Here is a 15,362-nt window from a genome sequence, read left to right on the forward strand (position 1 = left end):
TAAATCTCGTGCTAGATTTATCACCCTTTTGATTTTATTTTTTATAGTTCTAAGTATACACTAATAACACAAAAAAAGCTTTGGTTTGGTCGATAACCCAAATAAATCGGCGAAAAGCGTTTGTGTTCAGGGAAGTTCACTAACCTCTCTGAACACAAACGCTTTCGCTCGATTTGTTTAAAGCAAAATTAACGCCTTACCCAAAAATAGAATTTGTGATAATCTACTTATTTCTCTACTTTTGTAATGACTTACCGAATGAGATAACTTTTCCAAGTACTTTATCCTCGTCAATAAAGCCAATATAGCGGCTATCTTTACTTATAGGGCGATTATCTCCTAACACGAATAATTTGCCTTCTGGTACCTTCGTAGCGCCTCCACACGCTGGAATTGTTGCTAAGGAGAAGTTAGGATTACCTTGAGCGCCATCATTTAGCGTCGTTAAATAACCATTAGATAAATCTTTCTTTTCTTCATCTAAGTATGGCTCGTCATATTTTTTACCATTGATATACAGTTGATCTTGCTTATACTCCACTGTATCTCCAGGCAATCCAATCACGCGTTTGATGTACTCCGTATCCTTTTCATCAGGAGCAGGAAATACGATAATATCAAATCGATCTGGGCCTGTTACTTTATTAATAAATAAGTGCTCTCCATCATGCAACGTTGGGTACATCGAATCCCCAAAAACTGTAACCGGTGAAATCACAAAATAGCGGAGCGCCATGGAAAGTATGACGGCTATAAGAATTACTTGAACCCATCCCCATATCGCCTTCCCCTTGCCACGACCAGTTTTTTTAGTCTCATTAGTCTCACTATCCATATCCTCTAGTTCCTCTCTACAATTACTACTAAACACAAGTTAAAGTATAGCATGAAACGCTTTAAAAAAAACAGCAAAATATACTGTGCTAGAGTAATTCTAATCTTTTTCTAATATATAATCTCTTTCCTAACTACTGTTTACCCAATTCCCAAAAAGAAAAACGCTAAAATCCACATTCTGGATTTAGCGTTTTTCATTCTATCACGCTGATGTTTTAATTGGGATAATAGAGCCATCCTCTAATTGTAATTGAGGCTCAGCTTCACCCATAACGGCTTCTTTCGTAATGATACATTTCTTAATATCATCACGGGAAGGAATCTCAAACATAACTTCCAGCATGATATGCTCAATAATCGAGCGCAGACCACGAGCTCCAGTTTTACGAGCAATCGCTTCTTTGGAAATCTCTGATAAAGCTTCAGCTGTAAACTCAAGTTCTACATCATCAAGCTCTAACATTTTTTGGTACTGCTTCACAAGGGCATTTTTAGGCTCGGTTAAAATCGAAATCAGCGTCTCTTCGTCCAATTGCTCAAGTGTTGCAATAACTGGTAAACGTCCGATAAATTCAGGAATCAGACCGAATTTCAATAAATCCTCGGGAACAACTTTTGAAAGATACGTTTCATCTTCTTTTAATTGCTCATTTTCCGTTCCAAATCCGATGACTTTTTCACCGAGACGATTCTTAACGATTTGTTCTACGCCATCAAAAGCACCGCCAACGATAAACAAGATATTCCCAGTGTCGATTTGGATAAATTCCTGATGTGGATGCTTACGCCCGCCTTGTGGAGGAACACTCGCAACTGTTCCTTCTAAAATTTTCAGCAAGGCTTGTTGTACACCTTCACCAGAAACGTCACGTGTAATCGACGGATTCTCTGATTTACGCGCCACTTTATCGATTTCATCAATGTAGATAATGCCTTTTTCGGCGCGTTCTACATCAAAATCGGCCGCTTGAAGCAGTTTCAGCAGAATATTTTCTACATCTTCACCAACGTAACCAGCTTCTGTTAGACTCGTAGCATCTGCAATCGCAAATGGTACGTTCAAAAGTCTAGCTAACGTCTGTGCTAGTAATGTTTTACCACTACCAGTTGGCCCGATTAAGCAGATGTTACTCTTAGATAATTCCACCGCATCGTCTACTTTTTCGTTCGAATTGATGCGCTTATAGTGATTATAAACGGCCACAGCCAATGCTTTTTTTGCACGGTCTTGACCAATAACATAATCACTTAAAATGCGGCGAATTTCTTGAGGTTTCGGCACATCGCCAAAGTCCACAAATTCAGACACATTTAGCTCTTCTTCAATAATTTCGTTACATAATTCGATGCACTCGTCACAAATATACACGCCAGGTCCTGCAACTAATTTGCGCACTTGGTCTTGTGTTTTGCCACAAAAAGAACATTTCAGCGTTCCCTTTTCGTCATTAAATTTGAACAAGGTTTTCACCCCTTCTAATTAAGTGTTTTCATAAGCGTAATGCCTTATAAAACAAGCTTATGTCTGTTTATCATATCACTAGTTTGTGAGAAATGCTATTAAGAAACATTAAACGGATGGCATATTTTCTTCGTTCTTATGCATATTGCGACTCTAATTCAGCAAGTGAGCTTCATTAGAGTCGCAACAACAACAAACAAGAGGACACAAGTTATAAACTCATGCCCTCTCCTAAACATACTAGTGAATTGTCTTATTTCCTAAAAATTATTCCGCTGCTTTCACTTCTTTAGCGTTTTCTACTAAAAGATCAATTGCTTTACGGATTTTAAGGTCAGATTTCAATTCGTTCATATCGCCTAATGCTGCACGAACTGCGTCTACTTCCATGCTGTATTTGTCAGCAAGTGTTTTTACTTCTTCGTCAATGTCTGCTTCTGTTGGCGTGATGCCCTCAGCTTCAGCAATTGCTTCAAGAACTAGGTTTGTTTTTACGCGTTTTTCAGCGTCTGTTTCCATTTGCGCGTGCATCGCTTCTTCTGTTTGACCAGTGAATTGATAGTAAAGCTCAGGAGTTAATCCTTGTGCTTGTAAATCTTGCGCAAAATGGTTCATCATGTGATCTGCTTCGTGGTGAACCATTGCATGTGGAATTTCCACTTCTGCATTTTCTACCGCTTTTGCAATCGCTTCATTTTGTTTTGCTTGTACAACGCTGTCTTCTTTTGCTTCTTGTAAACGTTTTGTTACTTTTTCTTTTAGTTCAGCAAGAGTTTCCACTTCTTCATCGATGTCTTTTGCAAGCTCATCATCAAGTTCTGGAACCTCTTTTGTTTTAACTTCGTGTACTTTGATTTTGAATACGACAGCTTGACCAGCAAGGTCTTCTGCGTGGTATTCTTCTGGGAATGTTAATTCGATATCTTTTTCTTCGCCAGCTTTCAAACCAACCACTTGTTCTTCAAAACCTGGAATGAATGAACCTGAACCAAGTTCTAATGAGTGATTGTCTGCTTGGCCGCCTTCAAAAGCAACACCGTCTTTAAATCCTTCAAAATCAAGAATAACTGTATCGCCATCCTCAGCTGGAGCATCTTCACGAACAACTAATTCAGCTTGACGTTCTTGCATGCTCTTAAGTTCAGCATCCACTTCTTCGTCTGTTAATTTCGCGTCGCGTGCTTCTACTTCAACGCCTTTATAGTCGCCAAGTTTCACTTCAGGTTTCACAGTTACTTCTGCAGTTAATACCCAAACTGCATCTTTTTCCATTGATTCTACATTGATTTGTGGGTTATCCACTGGATCAATTCCCGATTCTTCAATAGCAGCTGCATAAACTTCTGGCAACATGATATCTAATGCATCTTGATACAGAGCTTCTTCACCAAAACGTTGGTTAAAGATTTGACGCGGCACTTTCCCTTTACGGAAGCCTGGTACGTTTAGATTTTTACGAACTTTTTGGAATGCTTTATCCATTCCTGTTTTGATTTGCTCTTGATTAATTTCGAAAGTTAATGTACCAACATTACCTTCTTTTTTTTCCCATTTTACTGACATGGTATTCCCTCCATACATCTATTTACTGGTTATTAGTCTTGATTCCTCAATACTGATTTCAGTCGCACTCATACATAATAACATAAAACTTATCTACTTGAAAACAACAATCCTCTGGTTAAAGCAGATAATTTTGCTGCACCTGTTCCATTCTCTCGATAAATTGGGTTGCTTCCATTAGCTCTTCGTGATTTATTTCAGCATTATCTCGCCAAATTTCTCCGTACATTTGTGACAACCACTTGCTATATGCCTCACTCCACAGCTCGATATGTTCGGACGGAAATCGGAATGGATACATAATGAAAAGGTGTTGTTGCACAATGACTAGCAATTGTTCCAACAAGCTAGGATTTTTATGCTCCCATCGCCTTGTTAAATTTTCTATCAATTCCTCAATAAACGGATCGCTAGTTAAAAGCGGGATTTTGCTAGGATTCACCTGTTCCTCCATACCCACCTTCTTCACCAGGAAAACAGCATCCACCTTTTTTTCTTGTAAAAGCTCAAGTATCATTGATTTCACGAATGGGGAAGTCGTCGTATCTTCTAAGAATGCCGCAAATGGCTCAAGGTATGGCTCAACGTCATGGAATCTAGCCTGCTGTAAAAATTCCAATTGCTCCGCTGTGCCCCACTCCAAAAAATTCGCGATGCTCCGTCTCGGTTTAATTTTCTTCGGAAACGGAATGACATTACTCGCTTCCTCAACATCACTCGTTTCTAAATCATCTAATTGCGATTCTTTATCCAAATGTTGCTTAACCAAACTAAAATACGTATCCATCTCATTCAGTGATAAGAAGGTCGCCGATAGCTCACCTAGTATTTCCTTGTTATAACCATCCATCATTAAGAAGGCTTGCCCAACTTCCCTTGCATCTTCAAACGCCTGTTTCGCGTTATACAATTTAATTAACGCGTAGACAACAGCCTCATTACATGGTTGCTCCACATACGCTTGCTCTAAAAATTTCTGTACCACATATTCCTCTTCTTCCCCGAGAATCGTGATGCCATCTTTTAAAAACATCTCTACAATAGTAGGAAAAATAATATCTGATCCCTTCATCGTTAAAAAACTCCTCACAAAAATAAGTCCATTTTTAGTGGCGCACAACCTGGAGTTAGCACGCCCTCATTTGATTCCATTTTACACGATTTCCCCTCTAGTTGATATTCTTTTTTTGTTTTATTTCTATTGACATACAAAAAACGTGACAAATCGTCACGTTTTGAAGGGATTTATTTAAAAAAATCTTCTTGTTTGCATCGCAAAATTTCTGCTAGCACCGCTGCCTTTTCTGCCGTTAATCGTACCATCCCTTTCTCGAGGTTAGAGTATCCAGAACTGTATTTATATCCCATTTTCCTTGAAATAAACGCTTGCGAAATTCCCAAAGATTCTCTTCTCTTTCTCACTTTCGCCCAATTGATTTTCTTGTCTGCAGTTGCTTTCATGTGTATCGCTCCATTCTACTCAATTTGTGTTTATAAAACCATAATATCAACTCTAATAGTTGATGTCAAATCGTTACCAGTCATATCGTGTAATAAAATAGCTGTATTGTGTAAGTTATGATATACTATATTCTAAAAGGAGTGATTAAATGCCAAAATTAAGTCATCGGTTAACTATCTTAAGAGAGCAGAAAGGTTGGACGAAAGCAGAAACAGCAAGACGACTCAGCCTTAACGCGACGTCTACATATGGTAATTGGGAGTACGGCATTAGGGAGCCAGACATTGAGATGCTACGCCATATTTCTATGCTATTCGATGTTTCTGTTGATTATCTAGTCGGTCAAAAAAATGATTCCGATTATAAACCAAGCGAGGTAGAAAAAAATCCTGATATCACAAAAACCTTAGAGCAAATCAGGCAAGATCTCCGTTTTGAGGAAAATGTTCAACTCGATGCACAACCTATACGTCCTGAAGTTGTTAAATTTATTGACGATACAATTATCTTCCTGTTAAATCAGGCGCAAAGCCTAAATACTGAACTCCGAAAAAAAGACTAAAACTGTTTTTCTATCTATATTAAGTTTCAACCTATTCTTTTTGTGGAAAAAGGTAAAGACTATAAATATAAATAAGGGAGGCGATCCATTTGTCTCATTGGTATTTTCAAAAAAATGACAAGACAATTGGTCCATTAACAGATTACGAACTCAGAACACTATACAAAAGAAAGGAATTAACTGCCGAGACGAGAGTGAAGCAGGAGGTAAATGGCGAGTGGCTATTTCTAAAGGATAGCCCAATTTTCCAAACGATTCACGAATCCCACGGTCCGCATGACGCTTCAAAAGGGCCTAAAAAGGAGGCAAATCACCATCCCCACGAAAAAAATGGGGCGCAACATTTAGGCTTAGGCGATATTTTTGCTGACGTCTTCAAAAAGCACCCTAAAACAGACAGCGAGAAAGTCTTTATCGCGGGTACTACTTACACAACGCCGAATGAAGGAGATATTGCATCTTCTTGGACGAGACCGTTCCTTTTCTCTCGTGTCTTTTTCGCGCTAGCTATCACTTATTTATTATTACTCGCTTGTACTTATATGTTTTCTAATTCGAATACAATTCCTGGCTTAATGGTTATTGGATCGTTCACCATGCCATTTTCGGTACTTGTGCTATTTTTCGAAATCAATGCTCCGCGGAATATTAGTTTCTTTGATGTTTTAAAAATGTTCTTTATCGGTGGTGTCGCAGCGCTTGTGGCTACGCTGATTCTATATGAAGTGATTCCCGTTGGACAATTAAACTACTTTAACGCCTTCTTAGTTGGTATTATTGAAGAAACTGGAAAAATGGTCATTGTTGCCCTCTTTATTGTGGCGCTGAAACCAAAATATATTTTGAATGGGTTACTTATCGGGGCGGCTGTTGGAGCTGGTTTTGCGGCCTTTGAATCGCTTGGTTATGCATTTAATTACAGTATTGAAGTCGCAGCGGTATTTAAAAACCTACAATTTGCCGGCGATACAATGCTAAACATCATTTTCTCTCGTGGTTGGCAGTCAATCGGTGGACACGTGGTCTGGGCAGCTATTTCTGGTGCCGCGTTAATGATTGCAAAAGGATCCGATCCGAAACTCCAAATGCGTCATATTTTTACAGGCAGATTCTTAAGTCTATTCATTATCCCGATTGGTCTTCACTTCCTTTGGGATTGCCCTTGGAATCCACTGCCACAAATTGCGTTCAAACAAATTTTACTTATCGTCGTTGTTTGGATCGTTATCTTCTCACTTATCAATAAAGGCTTACGTCAAATCTCAGGTAAAAAGCCTGCGAAAGCGTAATTTTGCGACCTGTTCTATCTTTTTTGATAGAATGGGTTTTTTTGCGCGCCGAAATAGTGTACAATGAATGGAATATAATTCGACTTAAAAAGGAGACTCGTTCTATGCGTACATCTTTAAAGAACTGCAAACGAATTGTCATTAAAGTTGGAACTAGTACGCTCATGTATCCAAATGGCAATATAAATTTACGAACTATTGAAAAATTAGCGATGGTTCTCAGCGATCTTTCTAATGAAGGTAAGGAAGTTGTGCTCGTTTCCTCGGGCGCGATTGGCGTTGGTTGCCATAAACTACAATTAGCCACACGCCCTACCACTATTCCCGAGCAACAAGCTATCGCCGCAGTTGGACAAAGTGAACTGATGCACATTTACAGTAAGTTTTTTGGTGAGTATGGGCATACAGTTGGGCAAATTCTGCTGACCCGCGATGTGATTGACTATCCTGTCAGTCGTAAAAACGTGATTAATACGTTCAATAAGTTGCTCGAAAACGAAATTGTCCCCATCGTCAATGAAAATGACACCGTTGCGATTGAAGAAATTGAGCATCTGACAAAATTCGGCGATAATGACCGACTATCCGCTATTGTAGCCGAGGTTATCCAAGCTGATTTGCTGATTATGTTGTCGGATATTGACGGTTTTTATGATAGCAATCCGAATGAAAATCCTGAGTCTACCATGTTTACTGAAATCAACCAAATAACGCCGGAATTGCAAGCATTAGCAGGTGGTAAAGGCTCTGAATTTGGTACTGGTGGCATGTTGACAAAGCTCGCTGCTGCCGAAAGAGTTCTGAAAAACGGGGGCAAGATGGTGCTGACAAACGGAAATAATCCTAGTACGATTTTTGATATTATGAACGGCGATTCTATCGGCACTTTATTTGCTACGAAAGATTTTGTAAAGGGGGAAACGGGACGATGACCGAACTCATTTTAAAAGGAAAACAAGCAAAGGCGGCTGCATTGGTGTTAGCGCAAGCAAAAACGAAGGCGAAAAACGAGGCGCTGCAGTCGCTCGCCATATCTCTAGTCGCAAATACTACGGCTATTTTAGAAGCTAATGAGAAAGATTTAGCATCTGCTGCGGAAAATGGCGTTCGGGATGCGATGCTTGATCGGTTGCGCTTAACGCCAGAACGAATTGTAGACATGGCGGAAGGTGTGAAGCAAGTCGCAACCCTCGCTGACCCGATTGGCGAAGTCGTGCACATGTGGAAAAACGAGGCGGAATTAACGATTGGAAAACAACGTGTGCCGCTGGGCGTTATTGGTATTATCTACGAATCACGGCCAAACGTCACTGTGGATGCCGCAGTCCTTTGTTTCAAAACAGGAAACGCGACTATTCTACGTGGTGGAAGTGAGGCTTTTCATTCCAACCTTGCCCTCGTGCGCGTGATTCGGGATTCGCTAGCGAGCTCTGGCTTCCCTGCCGATGCTGTGCAGATTGTAGAGGACACGTCACGTGACACCGCACAACAGTTGATGAAACTAAACGCTTATCTCGATGTCTTGATTCCGCGTGGTAGCGCCCGGTTAATCCAAGCAGTCTTAGAGAATGCGACGGTTCCTGTTATCGAAACGGGAACTGGTAATTGCCACGTTTATATTGACAGCGAGGCGCAACAAGAAATGGCCACAAAAATTATCGTTAACGCCAAAGCTAGCCGTCCCTCTGTCTGTAATGCTGCCGAAACGCTTTTGATTCATGAGGCAGTTGCCGGTGATTTCTTGCCAACAATCGTTTCCCGACTTCGCGACGAAAACGTGGAGATTCGCGGGGATGAGCAAGTCATATCTATCATTCCTGACTTGATTCCAGCCACGGAACTTGATTGGGAGACCGAATACGCGGATTACATTTTAGCCGTTAAGGTCGTGCCTGATGTAGATGCTGCGATTGCTCATATTAATAAATACGGAACCAAGCATTCCGAAGCGATTGTTACAGACAACTACTTCACGAGTCAAAAATTCTTACAACAAGTGGATGCTGCGGCTGTTTATGTCAATGCTTCTACTCGTTTCACGGATGGGTTTGAATTCGGATTCGGTGCAGAAATCGGTATCAGTACGCAAAAATTACACGCCCGTGGTCCAATGGGTTTAAACGAACTAACATCGACGAAATACATCATCTACGGCGAAGGCCAAATACGAGAATAACATAAAAAACAGCAAATCTACCACTCTCCACTGGTGTTGATTTGCTGTTTTTACTGCTATCTATTCTATTTTATATACTTTTTATACCAAGTGGCAACATCTTCAAAAACTTGCTCTTTATTAATCTCATTTGTCAGTTCGTGACGCGCATCCTCGTATATTTTTAAGGTGACATCTTGCACCCCTGCTTTTTCAAATTTTACAGCTAGTTTCGGCACATCTTTTCCGAGGTGTCCAACTGGATCTTTACTTCCTGAAATAAGCAATAACGGGAGGTTTTTGGGCGTTTTTGAGATTGTTGCAGGATTTTGCGACTGCTCCACACCTCGAAGCAAGCTATGGTAGAAACCCAGTGAGCCAACGACTTGACCGCCAAATGGGTCTTCCATATACTCTTCATGCACCGACCTATCTCGAGAAAGCCAACTAAATGGATGTTTTTCTGCGATGAATTCACGATTGAAGCCGTAGAATGATAACTTGTGCAGAATTTTGCTGCGTTTGGTGCCATTTTTTTGTGCTCGTAGCTTTGCATAGAACAGGCCTGATTTCAAAAGCGGATCTGGTTGTAAACCACTCCCTGCCAAAATCGCTACATCGACGCTGTATCGTGTAATCAAGACACGCGTAACGAAGCTTCCCATGCTGTGCCCAAAAAGAAGATGTGGAAGGTTCGGGTAACGTGCTTTGATAAAGGTAGCCACAACTTCTTCATCTGCCACCATGGCTTCAAATCCATCTGGAAAAGGCAAATGCCCAAGCTTCGTGGAATCCTCAGCGCTCTTGCCAAATCCGCGATGATCATCGGCAATAACGATAAATCCTTGGGTGTTTAAATACTCGGCGAACTCGCTATATCTCGCACCGTGTTCTGCCATGCCGTGAATAATTTGAACAATACCGATTGGCGTGGCAACTTTCTCCCAAATATGTACGTGTAATGATAGCTGATCATGTGTTTCTATCTTTACTTCTGTATGCATCGTATCCCTCCTCTTCTCATATAATTCCATTATACATGAGTCCCTCCAGAATTCCCAAATATGCTACTCATGGATTTGATTTTTTGCGTTATTTAGCACTTTTAACGTTTGTTCAAATAATCACAATATGTTAAAATAGAGGAATGAAGGAGATGTTAACATGACAAAGGATATCGCGCATTTACAAATGTTTGATTATGTTTTGAAGAAATATGGTAACAAGGAGCTTTTTGCTAACACGCGGATGGTCGTGGAAATAGACGGCAAGCTTTGGACAGGTGATTTTTTGATTTTAGATGATTGTCATATTCTTGAGATTGATTGGGCGGATAATGGCTATACGCAGGTGGAACTGACTCGCGAATCCATTAATGACGCTTTTGATGAGGCGATTAAAGTTTCTAATGTGAATGTTAGTCAAAATCGGATTGACGCGAAGATTGCCTCGTTGCAACATCCTGAGACGCTGTATCAAGAGATTAACCGCTTTATTGGAACGATTGACAACACGAAAACGGCTTTAAAACCAATTCTATATAACGCTTATTGCTTAGACACACGTGTGAAATTACCATTTCTAGATATCTCTAAAAAAGATATCCTTTTGGTTTCATTAACGGTATAATAGTTAAGAACGGTGGTTTGTTATTGCTACCGTTCTTTTTTGTGCTTATATTACAATTTTGTCATGTATATCGATGTTTTTTAGAAACTTGGATTAGTAAGCTGTATAAAGGGGGTTTGACTTTTTATGATGAAATGGTGTAGAGCTTTTTTTGTTATGTATATATTGTATATTATGTTTATTTTGGACGGATATTATTTTATGATTTTAAATGTATCTTTGGCATATATCCCTCTTGAATTAGCAGCATTGGTTTATAGGAAACAGCGCAAAGCTTATCTATTTTGGCCGATTGCTTTTTTATGGCTGTTATTCTTTCCGAATGCCCCGTACTTGTTGACTGATTTCTTTCATCTAGAGGGCTTGCGTGTGAGTGTCGCTGGAACGGGTATTTTCTCAAGTGACCCGTATATTTGGGGGCGTTTTACTGCACTAACTGTGGGTGTTTGTTTTGGCCTATATACTGGGTTTGTTTCGCTTAAATGGATGTTAGATGAGTGGATGATTCGCCGTAAATCGTCGCGTGCGCTTGTTTATTGGACGACATTTGTCGGGATTTCAGCTTTGTCGGGATACGCGATCTATTTAGGACGCTTTGCTCGGTTGCATTCTGTTTACCTTTTTACGGAGCCACTTTATTCGATACAGCAGATGATCGATGCCTTTTCGTATGAGATGAGTTACTTTGTTTTGTGTTTTATGGTGATTCAGGCGATTGTGTATGTCGTATTTTTGACTGTTGGCTTATTAATTTTTTTTAGCAAAAACATCTGCTACTTTTAGTGCCATGCGCGCAGCTTTTCGCTCTGTTGTGCGTTTATAGTAGTCTGCCTCCTTCTTCTTTTGCTGAAGTTCTGTTGTTGTTTTCGCTAGCTTTTGCGCGCTTAATTCTAGCTGATTGTCTCGCTCAACGTTTTTCGCCTCTGTACTGATGATTTTCTGTTCTGCTACTTGAAGCTTCCGCTGTTCATTACTCACGTTTTGTTTTAAAGTACGAATTTGTTGCTCCCGTTTATTGATTTCAAGATCCACCTTAATAACCGCCTTTTCTTTCACAATTTCTGTTACTTGCGCTAGTCTCTGGAATATCTCCTCTTTTGAACAAGCCGTAATTGGTACAATACCTTTCGAAAATTCAACGTCTTTTAAAAAGGAGTCCATTGGTGCGTCTTTGCGATTTTTGTCAGCCTTATAAATATGGTCTATTTTATTATAATCAAGGAAATCTAAATAGTTATCAAAATTAGCTGCTTGCACTTTTTCTGCAGAATGAATATCTACTTTTTCAAGGAGCTCCTCTAAGTTATTGAAGCTAGTTAATGCTTCGGCAGTCACATGAGGCAACTGATGATACGCGGCAAGCTCCCGCATTCTAGCATCTTGCACAAAAGAAATATTTGGCGTGCCTACAATTGTTGCCGTAACATTTCCATGTAAACGTGATCCAATGCTAAAACTCGTCCGCTTCATCTCATCTAGCCAAGCTTGCATACTAGTGAAATATTTTACCTTACCTTCTTGATAATACTTAGAAGCAATAGACGTTGGATAATTAGATATATCACTCACCACTCCTGGTCCACCTGCATAGGTAAGAAATAATTCATCATATAGTTGCGGAATAAAGTTATAATTACCATATTGTGCAGTTACTTTGTTCAAGAATTCGATGGATGTTTCTAGTGCAACAGGCGAAGCATTAATCGCGATTGGAGAATTTTTATGTAAATCAAGTGAACGAATCTTTAATTCTCTGCCAAATGTATACAGTGATGGACAGCCTATAACGCGATGATCTACACCTTCTTTAAAGCCTAATTTCGTTAAGTATTCTGAGGTGATCTCTCCTCTCAAGCCAATCTGACCTGATTTTTCTAGCACAGCGCTTACAAATGCCTTCACATCTTCATCGAAAATAAAATCTTCTCCTAGTTTAGGTTCATAAGGTGCACGTAACCCGACTCCAATGACATAAACAGGAATTGTCAGTCGTTTAATCAATTGTGTATATGCTCTCAACATCCATCTAAAATCTTCTCGAAAAGCGTCTGCCAGAGGTATAATGTACGCATCATACGTCTCATTTATTTCGTCTGCCAAATTCGGATTAGCGAAATACCCATCAGAAAATAACTCGACATCCTCCTTCCATAGTGTTCGAAAAATGCTATACTGATATGCCAAATTACCATTATTGTAACCCGTACGATCTTTTGTAAGTATCTCTTCAGCTGAAAAAGAATCTATTGGTCGCATCCCACTGCGAACTAATATTTTTTTCATCCTTGCACATCCCTTTTTTTGTCATTCTAGTTCAGTATATCAGTTCCTAAATAATTGCGCAATTCAAATGAAACGATATTTGACACTATATTCCGTAAAAAAGCATAAAAAAATGCAGATGATGTATTTTACTACACCTTCTGCATTTATGTTTGATCATCGGGTGTGGATTTGCACCACACAAACTCATATTTAAATCTTAACTTGTTTAAATGTACTTTATTAATGTTGCTTTGCTTCGAAGTTCTTTGCAACTAAATGCGTCTACCTATTCCGCCACCGATAATGTTATTTTAACAACGGTATCTATATTACCATGGATTCGGGAATAATGCAAGATTTTATTGTATTTCGCATTAGAAACTGTCAAAAAATGAGGCGAAGTAGCGCCATTATGACCACGCCTAAAATAACTGTCCATAGTAGACTGCGAGTAATCAAGGAGATAATAAGCGTTGCGATAACGGCAACTAATTCTAGCCAATGAATTTGAAAGCCCTGTACTCCGTTTGTCATGAAACTTTCAATGATAAGTGCGCTGAAAATGCAGAGTGGGATGTAACTTAGCCATTTTAGGACGGGTTCGGAAATTTGCATATTACGCATAACTAGAAACGGTAGCATTCGCGGGATTGCGGTTACAAGTGAGCAACCTAATAGCATGAGAATAAATCCATAGCTGATGCTCATCGATCTGTCACCACCCCAATGGTTGCAACGATTAGCGTGGATAATACAACGGCTACATTTGTTGAAACGATAAAAGATAGACCTATCATGAAAATAAGCATGTATAGGATTAGAAACGAGATGTGGCGCAGTTTTGATTTTGGTACGCTTTGTAGTTGGAATACGAATAATGCGACAAACATGGCTGTGAGGGCAAAATCAAGACCGAATACTGCTGGATTTGGAATTAGTTTCCCAACAAGAGCGCCGAGTGCGCAAGCTACAATCCAGACGAGATACGCGGTGATGTTTAATCCGTTCATCCATGACGCATAAATCGGCTCTTTTTTCGCCAGTTTCATCGCTGCCACGCCAAAAGATTCATCGGTGACGAGTAGGCTAATTCCGATATTTTTGAGCATCGAGTCTTTTTGAAAATGTGGTGCTAAAGTTGCGCCTAGTAGAAAATGTCGAAAATTGACGATAAATGTCGTGACAATAATGGCCAATGTGGTGCTGTTCGTTAATAACATGGCACAAATAATGAATTGTGCAGCGCCTGCATAGACAAAAACCGCTAATAGTGTGACTTCTAAAATGCTCAAGTTTGCAGCAATACCAGCAACGCCAGTCGCTATCCCGATACTTATGTAACCTAATAATGTTGGAATACAATCCTTTACACCTTGTTGGAAAGTGATGTTCCCCGTTTGATCTGACATGTGTCACGCCCCTTTTCTCTTTCTATTATCCTATCAAATTTTGGCGTTTGTGACTAGCGCTTCTTGACATTCTGCCGATTTGGTTTTATACTATATAAAAAATGACTCCGAAGTCAAATTATGACTTGTTGTGCAAAAAGGTGGCCTCTAAATGAATTGGAAGGAAAAACAAAAGTACGACCGAGAACAACTTATACTAGCGCAGGCCGAAAATATGTTATTTCAAACCACGGATAGCCAATTGAATATGGATGAACTCGCACTTGCTGTTGGAATTTCAAAAGGAACGCTATACAATCATTTTTCGAATAAAGATGCGATTATCGCGCGTATCATGGAACGTAATGCACAGAATTTTTTGCAGATGATGCGGGAAACGATGATTAATGTCGATGATAGTTTGTTGAAATTGAAAACATTAATTCGGACGATTATTCGAAATCCTTATTTTATTTTTGTATTGCGAAATAAGCCCAATATGACGGAAACGACGGAGCTTGTGCATATTTTCGAGCATATTTTAGACGAGCTTGGTGTCTTATTTAAGCACTTGCAGGCGCAGCGTTTGATTGACCCAGTCTACCCCACCCCTTTTTTAGTTTCCTACTTCATTCATCTATTCGATCCGGCTATCTTTGACTATTTATTAAAAGAAGGTGTCCTTGAAGATCAAATTATTGCTTTGACGGAGCGATTTTTCTTCCACGGGACACAAAAGGAGATGTAAGT

Annotated in this window: 16 protein-coding genes; 7 read left to right on the forward strand and 9 right to left on the reverse strand. The window is 39.7% G+C overall.

Annotated features, from left to right (window positions below; genetic code table 11):
- Positions 1-235 precede the first annotated feature (235 nt).
- The 5 genes from lepB to HCJ66_RS07270 all read right to left on the reverse strand — a co-directional run bounded on the left by lepB (position 236) and on the right by HCJ66_RS07270 (position 5,323).
- A complete protein-coding gene (gene lepB / locus HCJ66_RS07250; protein WP_181676675.1) occupies positions 236-835 on the reverse strand; it encodes a signal peptidase I in 600 nt (199 codons plus the stop codon).
- Between the two features lie 204 nt (positions 836-1,039).
- Entirely contained in the window at positions 1,040-2,299 is a 1,260-nt protein-coding gene (gene clpX / locus HCJ66_RS07255; protein ID WP_187132517.1) for an ATP-dependent protease ATP-binding subunit ClpX, read from the reverse strand.
- A gap of 267 nt (positions 2,300-2,566) precedes the next feature.
- Positions 2,567-3,862 (reverse strand): trigger factor, encoded by a 1,296-nt coding sequence (gene tig / locus HCJ66_RS07260; protein ID WP_187132518.1) that lies wholly within the window; start codon positions 3,860-3,862, stop codon positions 2,567-2,569.
- A 118-nt stretch (positions 3,863-3,980) separates the two neighbouring features.
- Positions 3,981-4,934 (reverse strand): hypothetical protein, encoded by a 954-nt coding sequence (locus tag HCJ66_RS07265; RefSeq protein ID WP_187132519.1) that lies wholly within the window; start codon positions 4,932-4,934, stop codon positions 3,981-3,983.
- 173 nt (positions 4,935-5,107) lie between these two features.
- On the reverse strand, positions 5,108-5,323 hold the full coding sequence (locus tag HCJ66_RS07270) for a helix-turn-helix domain-containing protein (RefSeq protein WP_036093828.1): 216 nt from the start codon (positions 5,321-5,323) through the stop codon (positions 5,108-5,110).
- A gap of 149 nt (positions 5,324-5,472) precedes the next feature.
- Between HCJ66_RS07270 and HCJ66_RS07275 the strand changes: the two genes are divergently transcribed.
- From HCJ66_RS07275 to HCJ66_RS07290, 4 genes are all read left to right on the forward strand, one after another.
- On the forward strand, positions 5,473-5,886 hold the full coding sequence (locus tag HCJ66_RS07275; RefSeq protein WP_187132520.1) for a helix-turn-helix domain-containing protein: 414 nt from the start codon (positions 5,473-5,475) through the stop codon (positions 5,884-5,886).
- 89 nt (positions 5,887-5,975) lie between these two features.
- Positions 5,976-7,175 (forward strand): PrsW family glutamic-type intramembrane protease, encoded by a 1,200-nt coding sequence (locus HCJ66_RS07280; protein WP_187132521.1) that lies wholly within the window; start codon positions 5,976-5,978, stop codon positions 7,173-7,175.
- A gap of 104 nt (positions 7,176-7,279) precedes the next feature.
- Positions 7,280-8,107: a glutamate 5-kinase gene (gene proB, locus HCJ66_RS07285; protein ID WP_187132522.1), complete on the forward strand. Its 828-nt coding sequence runs from the start codon at positions 7,280-7,282 to the stop codon at positions 8,105-8,107.
- Entirely contained in the window at positions 8,104-9,351 is a 1,248-nt protein-coding gene (locus HCJ66_RS07290; RefSeq protein ID WP_187132523.1) for a glutamate-5-semialdehyde dehydrogenase, read from the forward strand. Before proB ends, HCJ66_RS07290 begins: the two co-directional genes overlap by 4 nt.
- Before the next feature lie 65 nt (positions 9,352-9,416).
- On the opposite strand, the gene HCJ66_RS07295 is transcribed toward HCJ66_RS07290, so the two are convergent.
- Entirely contained in the window at positions 9,417-10,334 is a 918-nt protein-coding gene (locus HCJ66_RS07295; protein ID WP_187132524.1) for an alpha/beta fold hydrolase, read from the reverse strand.
- 160 nt (positions 10,335-10,494) lie between these two features.
- Here HCJ66_RS07295 and HCJ66_RS07300 point away from each other — a divergent pair, with 160 nt between their 5' ends.
- Together HCJ66_RS07300 and HCJ66_RS07305 are read left to right on the forward strand one after the other, a co-directional pair.
- On the forward strand, positions 10,495-10,959 hold the full coding sequence (locus HCJ66_RS07300; RefSeq protein WP_187132525.1) for a hypothetical protein: 465 nt from the start codon (positions 10,495-10,497) through the stop codon (positions 10,957-10,959).
- A gap of 126 nt (positions 10,960-11,085) precedes the next feature.
- Positions 11,086-11,742, forward strand: coding sequence for a DUF1361 domain-containing protein (locus HCJ66_RS07305; protein ID WP_187132526.1), 657 nt, complete (start codon positions 11,086-11,088; stop codon positions 11,740-11,742).
- On the opposite strand, the gene HCJ66_RS07310 is transcribed toward HCJ66_RS07305, so the two are convergent.
- From HCJ66_RS07310 to HCJ66_RS07320, 3 genes are all read right to left on the reverse strand, one after another.
- Positions 11,707-13,242: a polysaccharide pyruvyl transferase family protein gene (locus tag HCJ66_RS07310; protein WP_187132527.1), complete on the reverse strand. Its 1,536-nt coding sequence runs from the start codon at positions 13,240-13,242 to the stop codon at positions 11,707-11,709. The two genes, HCJ66_RS07305 and HCJ66_RS07310, sit on opposite strands and share 36 nt — an antisense overlap.
- A 366-nt stretch (positions 13,243-13,608) precedes the next feature.
- On the reverse strand, positions 13,609-13,932 hold the full coding sequence (locus tag HCJ66_RS07315) for an AzlD domain-containing protein (RefSeq protein WP_187132528.1): 324 nt from the start codon (positions 13,930-13,932) through the stop codon (positions 13,609-13,611).
- A complete protein-coding gene (locus tag HCJ66_RS07320; RefSeq protein WP_187132529.1) occupies positions 13,929-14,633 on the reverse strand; it encodes an AzlC family ABC transporter permease in 705 nt (234 codons plus the stop codon). The genes HCJ66_RS07315 and HCJ66_RS07320 overlap by 4 nt, the downstream gene beginning before the upstream one ends.
- A gap of 151 nt (positions 14,634-14,784) precedes the next feature.
- On the opposite strand from HCJ66_RS07320, the gene HCJ66_RS07325 reads away from it, so the two are divergent.
- On the forward strand, positions 14,785-15,360 hold the full coding sequence (locus HCJ66_RS07325) for a TetR/AcrR family transcriptional regulator (protein WP_187132530.1): 576 nt from the start codon (positions 14,785-14,787) through the stop codon (positions 15,358-15,360).
- Positions 15,361-15,362 lie beyond the last annotated feature (2 nt).

It is taken from the genome of Paenilisteria portnoyi (genome assembly GCF_014322795.1).
In the GTDB taxonomy this organism is placed as follows: Bacteria; Bacillota; Bacilli; order Lactobacillales; family Listeriaceae; genus Listeria_A; species Listeria_A portnoyi.

Excerpts from the sequence above, each read along its gene's own strand:
- HCJ66_RS07270 (WP_036093828.1), bottom strand. The coding sequence starts at position 5,323 with ATGAAAGCAACTGCAGACAAGAAAATCAATTGGGCGAAAGTGAGAAAG.
- HCJ66_RS07295 (WP_187132524.1), bottom strand. The coding sequence starts at position 10,334 with ATGCATACAGAAGTAAAGATAGAAACACATGATCAGCTATCATTACAC.
- proB (WP_187132522.1), top strand. The coding sequence starts at position 7,280 with ATGCGTACATCTTTAAAGAACTGCAAACGAATTGTCATTAAAGTTGGA.
- HCJ66_RS07275 (WP_187132520.1), top strand. The coding sequence starts at position 5,473 with ATGCCAAAATTAAGTCATCGGTTAACTATCTTAAGAGAGCAGAAAGGT.
- tig (WP_187132518.1), bottom strand. The coding sequence starts at position 3,862 with ATGTCAGTAAAATGGGAAAAAAAAGAAGGTAATGTTGGTACATTAACT.
- HCJ66_RS07265 (WP_187132519.1), bottom strand. The coding sequence starts at position 4,934 with ATGAAGGGATCAGATATTATTTTTCCTACTATTGTAGAGATGTTTTTA.
- HCJ66_RS07290 (WP_187132523.1), top strand. The coding sequence starts at position 8,104 with ATGACCGAACTCATTTTAAAAGGAAAACAAGCAAAGGCGGCTGCATTG.
- HCJ66_RS07300 (WP_187132525.1), top strand. The coding sequence starts at position 10,495 with ATGACAAAGGATATCGCGCATTTACAAATGTTTGATTATGTTTTGAAG.
- HCJ66_RS07305 (WP_187132526.1), top strand. The coding sequence starts at position 11,086 with ATGATGAAATGGTGTAGAGCTTTTTTTGTTATGTATATATTGTATATT.
- HCJ66_RS07320 (WP_187132529.1), bottom strand. The coding sequence starts at position 14,633 with ATGTCAGATCAAACGGGGAACATCACTTTCCAACAAGGTGTAAAGGAT.
- lepB (WP_181676675.1), bottom strand. The coding sequence starts at position 835 with ATGGATAGTGAGACTAATGAGACTAAAAAAACTGGTCGTGGCAAGGGG.
- HCJ66_RS07325 (WP_187132530.1), top strand. The coding sequence starts at position 14,785 with ATGAATTGGAAGGAAAAACAAAAGTACGACCGAGAACAACTTATACTA.
- HCJ66_RS07315 (WP_187132528.1), bottom strand. The coding sequence starts at position 13,932 with ATGAGCATCAGCTATGGATTTATTCTCATGCTATTAGGTTGCTCACTT.
- HCJ66_RS07310 (WP_187132527.1), bottom strand. The coding sequence starts at position 13,242 with ATGAAAAAAATATTAGTTCGCAGTGGGATGCGACCAATAGATTCTTTT.